The organism is Phenylobacterium sp. (assembly GCF_044371015.1).
In the GTDB taxonomy this organism is placed as follows: Bacteria; Pseudomonadota; Alphaproteobacteria; order Caulobacterales; family Caulobacteraceae; genus Phenylobacterium.
In genome coordinates this window covers 1-5,570 of record NZ_JBILUK010000216.1, presented here as the reverse complement: position 1 = coordinate 5,570, position 5,570 = coordinate 1, and the positions used below count along the sequence as shown (strand labels likewise).

Below are 5,570 nucleotides of genomic sequence, written 5' to 3'. Positions count from 1 at the left end.
CGGCCATCGAGCTGATCAAGCAGTTCGAGGGCTATCGCCGGCAAGCCGCCCAGCTCCCCGACGGGCGCTGGACGATCGGCCATGGCCATACGTTGACCGCCCGCGAGGGGGCTCAGGTGTCGCCCGCAGACGCCGAGGCGCTGCTGGTTTACGACCTGATAGGGGTGCAGCATGCGGTGAATGAGGCGCTGCTGGCGCCGTTGAGCCGCAACCAGTTCGACGCTCTGGTCTCATTCGCCTTCAACATTGGGACCGACGCTTTCCGTCAAAGCCGTGTGCTGAAGCGGATCAATGCGGGCGAAACACTCTCCGCCGCCTGCGAGATGATGCTGTGGCGCAAGGCCGAGTTCGAGGGCGAGGTGATTGTCGTCGACGCTCTGGTGCGCCGCCGGGCGGCGGAGGCGGCGCTCTTCCTGACGCCCGAAGGTGATGCCTGGACCGCCGCGCCCTCGCCCATGGTGCGGCCCCGGCGCGACGATGGCGCGGCCGATGTCGTGCTCTCGGTGCGGCCCACGACCTTGACCGAGATCGAAGATGCCGGCCGGGTGGCGCTGAAACGCGCGGTGCTGGATGGCCCGCCAGCGCCGGCGCTTGCCGCCAAGGCCGAGGCGACCGCCGCAAAGCTGCAAACCCTGTTTCCCGAACAAGAGCCTGCGACGCCTCCGGCGTTTGCGCCGCTGCCCGACCCCGAACCGCCCCGGCGCGGCCCCGCCCAGGAGGAGCCCTCGACCCTGGACATCCCCCAGGCTCCCAACGTGAATCTGGAGGTGGGTTCCGTTGACTTCATTCCTGCCCGCCGCAAACCCGCTGCACGGCGGAAGGAAGGCTCGCTGGCGCTGGATATCGCGCTGGCGCTGCTCGGCCTCGTCTTCTTCGGGTTCGCCCTGTTCTGGCTGCTGAACGCCTCGACGCCCGGACTGGTCGCCGGGACGGCGGGCCTGGCGGGCGCGCTGTTCCTGAGCGTGGCGGTCTATCGCCTGTTGCAGCGGCTGGGGCGGGCGGCCGAGCGGGACTGACGCCAAAGAGCGTGATATCTCGCCGCCTATGATCCCGAACCACGGACCCGCCCTCGATTTCGGCCTCGGCGAGGCCGCCGACATGATCCGCGAGACGACCGCGCGCTTCGCCGCCGCCGAGATCGCGCCGCTGGCCGCCGAGATCGACCGCGACAACGCCTTCCCCCGCGAACTCTGGCCCAAGATGGGCGAACTGGGCCTGCACGGCGTCACGGTGGACGAGGCCGATGGCGGCCTCGGGCTGGGATATCTCGAGCACGTGGTGGCGATGGAGGAAGTCTCCCGCGCCTCGGCCTCGGTGGGGCTCTCCTACGGCGCGCACTCCAACCTCTGCGTGAATCAGTTGCGCCGCTGGGGCACCGAAGACCAGAAGCGGCGCTATCTGCCGAAGCTCATCAGCGGCGAGCATGTGGGCGCACTGGCCATGAGCGAGGCGGGCGCCGGGTCGGACGTGGTCTCGATGCGGCTGAGGGCCGAGCGGCGCGGTGACCGCTTTGTACTCAACGGGACAAAGTTCTGGATCACCAACGCGCCACACGCGGACACCCTGGTGGTCTACGCCAAGACCGAGCCGGAAGCCTCCTCGAGAGGCATCACCGCCTTCCTGATCGAGAAGAATTTCAAGGGGTTCCGCGTCTCGCAGAAGCTCGACAAGCTGGGAATGCGCGGGTCGGACACCGGCGAACTGGTGTTCGAGGACTGCGAGGTCCCGGAAGAGAACGTGATGGGCCCGGAGAACGGCGGGGTCGGCGTGCTCATGAGCGGGCTCGACTATGAGCGCGCGGTTCTGGCGGGCGGACCGCTGGGGATCATGCAGGCGGCGCTGGATGTGGTGCTGCCCTATGTGCGCGAGCGCAAGCAGTTCGGCCAGGCGATCGGCGGCTTCCAGCTGATGCAGGGCAAGGTCGCGGACATGTACGTGGCGCTGAATTCGGCCCGGGCCTATGTCTACGCCGTGGCGCGGGCGTGCGACGCAGGACTGACGACGCGGTTTGATGCGGCGGGCGCGATCCTGATGGCCTCGGAGGCGGCGGTGAAGGTCTCACTGGAGGCGATCCAGGCGCTGGGCGGCGCCGGCTACACCAAGGACTATCCCGTCGAGCGCCTGCTGCGCGACGCCAAGCTCTACGACATCGGCGCGGGGACCAACGAGATCCGCCGCTTCCTGATCGGTCGGGAGCTGATCGGAGCGTAGTTGGGCAAGCTGCAGAGTACACGTAGCTTGCGGAACGTGGCGCTCCAACGCGGGTTGGAAAGCTTCGGCCAAGCCGGTGAGGGGGCTAAGGCGCAGCTCCGGCGGTCCGCGTCGGCAGCGGGTTCGATGATGGAACGCTCGGTCTAGGGCCGGGACGAGATCTCGGCCTTCAGCCCGGTCCCCCGCAAAGCCGGCCAGTAGAACAAATAGAGAGCATCCAACGTCCGGACTGTCAGGAGGTTTCGACCGCTGTCACAATCGGCGGCTAGAGTTCCTCATGATTGCACGGTTCGCTCTTTGCTGTGTCCTGCTGCTGCTTGGGGCCTGCGCCACAGTGCCGCCTGCGCCGGAGCGGCCCCTGACGATCCTGGTGTCTATCGACGGGTTTCGCCCCGACTATCTGGATCGCGGAGTTACGCCGGTGCTTTCCGGACTTGCGGCGACCGGCGTGCGCGCCGCGCTGCGGCCGGTCTTCCCGACCAAGACCTTCCCCAGTCACTACAGCCTAGTCACCGGCGTTTCACCGGATCGGCACGGCGTGGTCGACAACACGATGGAAGATCCGGCCCTTCCTGGCGTGACCTTCCGCATGTCAAACGCTGCAGCGGTTCGGGACGGGCGGTGGTGGGACGGCGCCGCGCCGATCTGGGTGACTGCCGAGCGCGCCGGGATCGCTACGGGCACCATGTTCTGGCCAGGCTCGGAGGCCGAGATCAAGGGCGTGCGTCCCCGCTACTGGCGGCCGTTCGATCAATCCGTGACGCCCGCGGCCCGGGTGGATCAGGTGCTGGCCTGGCTGGACCTGCCGCCCGCGCAGCGACCCAGCTTCATCACGCTCTACTTCGACGATGTCGACACCGCCGGCCACGACCACGGTCCGGACAGCGCCGAGGTGAACATCGCGGCCGCGCGGGTCGATGCGGCGCTGGGCGGGCTGGTCGCCGGACTTGCGGTCCGAAACCTGCGCGCGAACCTCGTGGTGGTGTCGGACCACGGGATGGCGGCCATGTCCTCGGACCGACAGGTGTTTCTCGACGATCTACTGGCGTCCGACGCCTATCGCCTGATCTCGGGGGGCGCGTTCGTCACGCTGCAGCCCGCGCCGGGCAGGGAAGCTGAGGTCGAAGCCGCGCTGCTGAAGCCGCATGAGCGTGTTCAGTGCTGGCGAAAGGACCAGATACCTGCGCGATTGCGCTATGGTCGACATCCGAGGATCGCGCCGTTCATCTGCATGCCGCAGTCGGGCTGGCGTCTGACGACCCGGGCGTTCCGGCCGTCCCGGATCGAATTGGGTGCGCACGGCTTTGACCCGGACCATCCTGAGATGTCAGCGATCTTCGTCGGACACGGACCGGCTTTCCGGCCCGGCGTGACGTTGGAGCGCCTGGATCTCGTCAGCGTCTATCCGCTGCTGGCGCAGCTGCTGGGCGTGCGACCGGAGCCGAACGAAGGGCGTCTGTCGGAACTGGAGGCTGGCCTCGTTCGGTGAACCGATGGGGTCTCGTTGAACGTTCCCGCCAGCCTTGCCAAACTCTGGCGATGCCACCGTCGCGCCTGAATGATCTCGCCGAAACCTTTGCCGCGTCACTCGCCGACCTGACGCCTATCGCCGAGCGGACGGGGAACTACATCCATGCGCCGGTGGTGGCGCGGACATACATATCAGATCGAGCGCTGCCGGCCGCTCTGGTCAGGTCGGCGCGGGCGGTGGTGTTTCGGCGCCGGGCGGTGGTGGTTGTTCGGGAGGGCGACGGCTATCGCCATATCGCACCAGGCGGGCGGCTGGAGTCCGGCGAGACCGTCGAGGATGCGGTGCGGCGGGAGGTGCTGGAGGAGTGCGGCTGGCGACTTGGCGCGCTCAGGCCGCTGGGGTTTGAGCACGTCCGGCATGTGAACAAGCCGCCGCCGGGGTTTCCGGCCGCCGGATTTATCAACCCCATCCTGGTGGCCGAGGGACTGTCGTTTCACCGTTTCGCCCGGGACATGACCCAGAGCGAGGTCGGATCGAGCCTGGTGGCGGTTGCGCGGGCGTTGCGAGAGCTGCCGGAGTGGAGTGCGGCGTTGCTGCGAGCAGCGCGGAATTAATTTCAACAATTGACAAATATTGAGGTTCTGGGGAATTACTTGGTCCCGCGCATAGAGGACAACACGCATGGCCGGCCGCCGCCCCACCCTGATCTCCGCGCTCTGCTATCGCGACCCCAAGGCGGCGCTGGCCTTGCTGGAGGCGGCGTTCGGGTTCGAGCTGGTGATGCTGATCGAGGATGCAGACGGAAACCTCGCGCACTCGGAGATGGCCTGGGGCGAGGCGATGATCATGATCGGCCGGGAGTGGGATGAGGCCACCAAGAGCCCGGCGTCGCTAGAAGGCAAGACGACGCAGACCGTCCACATCCACATTGAGGACGACATCGACGCGCATTGCGGGCGGGCGCGGGCGGCGGGGTTGGAGATCATCCAGGCGCCAGAGGACCAGTTCTATGGCGACCGCACCTATCGGGCACGGGACCCTGAAGGCCATATCTGGACTTCGGCCAGACGGTGAAGGCGGTGACGCGGGAAGAAGCTGCGGCGGCTTCGGGTCTCAGGATCACGGGATGGGTGTGAGCGGCGCGGCGGTGCTGGATCGTACGCTGGCGGCGCTGGCTGATCCGGCGCGGCGCCGGGCGGTCGAACTGCTGACGGAAGGGCCCAGAGCGGCCGGGGAACTGGCAAGGGCGCTGAATCTGTCGCCGCCGAGCATGAGTCGACATTTGAGGACGCTGCGCGAGGCGGGGTTGGTCCGGGAAAGTCACTCCGAGTTCGACGCCCGCGTGAGAATCTATGAGCTCAGAGCCGGGCCGATTGCGGAACTCAAGCTGTGGCTGGAGGCCAGCGAGCGGCTGTGGACGACGCAACTGGCGGCGTTCAAGGCGCAGGTCGAGCGGGACGCGTGACCTCCCGCGTCTATGTGGCCCTGCGGGTGAAAGCGACCCCCGAGCGGGCGTTCGAGGTGTTCACCCGCGAGATCGGCGACTGGTGGGTGGCCGATCCGTTGTTCCAGACCACGCCCCGCGCGCCGGGCCGCCTCACGCTGGAGCCATGCGACGGCGGGCGGCTGACCGAGACGCTGGCCAACGGCAAGATCTTCGAGATCGGTCGCGTGAAGATGTGGACGCCGCCGGAACGGCTGGTGGTGTCCTGGCGCCAGGCGAACTTTCCGCCGGGACTCTCTACTGAGGCGGAGGTTCGATTCGAGGCTGTGGGGGATGAGACCCGGGTGAGCGTCGAGCATCGCGGGTTCCACGCCGTGCCGGAGGGGAACGCGGCGCGGCATGGATTTCCCGACGGGCTGCTGCTGTCGAAGCTGGGAGAGTGGT

7 protein-coding genes are annotated in these 5,570 nt (G+C 67.7%); all 7 read left to right on the top strand.

Annotation, left to right across the window (positions count from 1 at the left end; genetic code table 11):
- A partial coding sequence (locus ACIQ3R_RS14725; protein WP_397419613.1) for a lysozyme occupies positions 1 to 1,016 on the top strand: 1,016 nt, incomplete at its 5' end.
- A gap of 28 nt (positions 1,017 to 1,044) precedes the next feature.
- On the top strand, positions 1,045 to 2,211 hold the full coding sequence (locus tag ACIQ3R_RS14720; RefSeq protein WP_397419612.1) for an isovaleryl-CoA dehydrogenase: 1,167 nt from the start codon (positions 1,045 to 1,047) through the stop codon (positions 2,209 to 2,211).
- Between the two features lie 277 nt (positions 2,212 to 2,488).
- Positions 2,489 to 3,700 (top strand): ectonucleotide pyrophosphatase/phosphodiesterase, encoded by a 1,212-nt coding sequence (locus ACIQ3R_RS14715; RefSeq protein WP_397419611.1) that lies wholly within the window; start codon positions 2,489 to 2,491, stop codon positions 3,698 to 3,700.
- 50 nt (positions 3,701 to 3,750) lie between these two features.
- On the top strand, positions 3,751 to 4,296 hold the full coding sequence (locus tag ACIQ3R_RS14710; RefSeq protein ID WP_397419610.1) for an NUDIX hydrolase: 546 nt from the start codon (positions 3,751 to 3,753) through the stop codon (positions 4,294 to 4,296).
- 67 nt (positions 4,297 to 4,363) lie between these two features.
- On the top strand, positions 4,364 to 4,756 hold the full coding sequence (locus tag ACIQ3R_RS14705) for a VOC family protein (RefSeq protein WP_397419609.1): 393 nt from the start codon (positions 4,364 to 4,366) through the stop codon (positions 4,754 to 4,756).
- Between the two features lie 52 nt (positions 4,757 to 4,808).
- Positions 4,809 to 5,147: an ArsR/SmtB family transcription factor gene (locus ACIQ3R_RS14700; protein ID WP_397419608.1), complete on the top strand. Its 339-nt coding sequence runs from the start codon at positions 4,809 to 4,811 to the stop codon at positions 5,145 to 5,147.
- On the top strand, positions 5,144 to 5,570 hold a 427-nt coding region (locus tag ACIQ3R_RS14695; protein ID WP_397419607.1), incomplete at its 3' end, for an SRPBCC domain-containing protein. The genes ACIQ3R_RS14700 and ACIQ3R_RS14695, both read left to right, overlap by 4 nt.